Annotated in this window: 3 protein-coding genes; all 3 read left to right on the forward strand. The window is 62.3% G+C overall.

From position 1 onward, the window contains the following. Positions 1-289, forward strand: a 289-nt coding sequence (locus I5W_RS23090; RefSeq protein WP_044531004.1) for a zinc-binding dehydrogenase, incomplete at its 5' end; no start/stop codon positions are given. 110 nt (positions 290-399) lie between these two features. After that, positions 400-1,146, forward strand: coding sequence for a triose-phosphate isomerase (tpiA, locus tag I5W_RS23095; RefSeq protein WP_083893612.1), 747 nt, complete (start codon positions 400-402; stop codon positions 1,144-1,146). An 80-nt stretch (positions 1,147-1,226) separates the two neighbouring features. Next, on the forward strand, positions 1,227-1,601 hold the full coding sequence (gene secG / locus I5W_RS23100) for a preprotein translocase subunit SecG (RefSeq protein ID WP_083893613.1): 375 nt from the start codon (positions 1,227-1,229) through the stop codon (positions 1,599-1,601). Positions 1,602-1,667 lie beyond the last annotated feature (66 nt).

A 1,667-nucleotide genomic window follows, 5' to 3' on the forward strand; every position in this document is an offset into this window, starting at 1 on the left:
CGATGGTCGCCTGGTGTTCATCGCGCAACTGGGCGGTAGCAAGGGGCAGCTCGACATGGGACAGGTGATGCGGCGCCGCCTGACCATTACCGGCTCGACCTTGCGTCCGCGTCCGGTGGCCTTCAAGGCGGCCATTGCCGCCAAGCTGCGCCAGCATGTCTGGCCGCTGATCGAAGCCGGCCAGATCAAGCCGGTGATCCACCAGCGCTTCCCGCTGGAGCAGGCAGCCCAGGCGCACGCCATGATGGAGTCGAGTGCCCACATCGGCAAGATCATGCTGGAACTGTGAGGTCGTGGGCTTGGCAGGTGAGGGCGGACGGTCTGGTTTGACCGTCTTTGCGCCAACCGGCTACAATACGAGGTTATCCAAATTGACACCCATCTCGTAGAACTCAGCCTATGCGTCGCAAACTCGTAGCCGGTAACTGGAAAATGAATGGCAGCCTGGCTGCCAATGCGGCCCTGCTGGCCGGCATCAAAGAAGGCCTGCCGGCCGAGGTGTGCGATGTGGCCGTGTGTGTGCCGGCGCCTTACCTGGCGCAAGTGCAGGGCGCAGTGGCGGGTTCTCCGGTGGCGCTGGGAGCGCAGGACATGTCCGCACACGCTGCGGGCGCGTACACAGGCGAGGTGTCGGCAGCGATGCTGCAGGAGTTCGGTGTGCAGTACGTCATCCTTGGTCACTCCGAGCGTCGCGCCTATCACGGCGAGTCCGACGCGGCGGTGGCGGCCAAGACGGTGGCGGCATTGAAGGCTGGCCTGGTGCCGCTGGTCTGCGTGGGAGAAACGCTGGAGCAGCGCGAAGCCGGCCAGACCAATGAAGTCGTCGGCGGTCAGTTGGACGTGGTATTGACGGCGCTGTCGACCGAGGATGCGGCGCGCATCGTCGTGGCCTACGAGCCGGTCTGGGCGATTGGCACCGGCAAGACCGCCACGCCCGAGATGGCCCAGGAAGTGCACGCGATGCTGCGCGCGCGCCTGGGTGCCAAGAGTGCGGAAGCGGCGGCCAAGGTGCGCATCCTGTACGGTGGCAGCATGAAGCCGGACAATGCGCAGCAACTGCTGGCCATGGCCGACATCGATGGCGGCCTGATCGGCGGCGCGGCATTGAAGGCAGAAGATTTCCTGGCCATCATCAAGGCGGCCTGAAGTAGAGTAAGGGGTTTGTCAGTTGTCGAAGCCATACTTCGGCGACAGGCGGTTGAAACATCAAGAGTGGACTTGTTTAAATGAATACTTTGTTTTTTGTTGTGGTTGTAGTTCAGGTGCTGGCAGCGCTGGCGATCATCGGCCTGGTGTTGTTGCAGCACGGTAAAGGCGCCGATATGGGTGCGGCTTTTGGCTCCGGTGCATCCGGCAGCCTCTTCGGTGCCACCGGCTCCTCGAACTTCCTGTCGAAGTCGACCGCCGTGGCCGCCGGCATCTTCTTCGTTGCCACCCTGGGCCTGACTTTTATCGGCAACCACCACGTCTCGCAAAGCGGTGGCGTGATGGATAATCTGCAGGCGCCGGCCGCTCCGGCTCAACAGGCAGCCCCTGCGGCACCAGCTGCGCCGACCGAGGCGGCCAAGCCGGGCGATCAGTCCAGCCAGATTCCGAAATAAGCCTTTGCGGAATTTGAAATAATCGAAGAATAAAGTAGTAAGAATCTTTCTTTTCGCTGATTGGCA

The sequence above is a fragment of the Herbaspirillum sp. B65 genome, assembly GCF_000333555.1.
In the GTDB taxonomy this organism is placed as follows: Bacteria; Pseudomonadota; Gammaproteobacteria; order Burkholderiales; family Burkholderiaceae_D; genus Herbaspirillum; species Herbaspirillum rubrisubalbicans.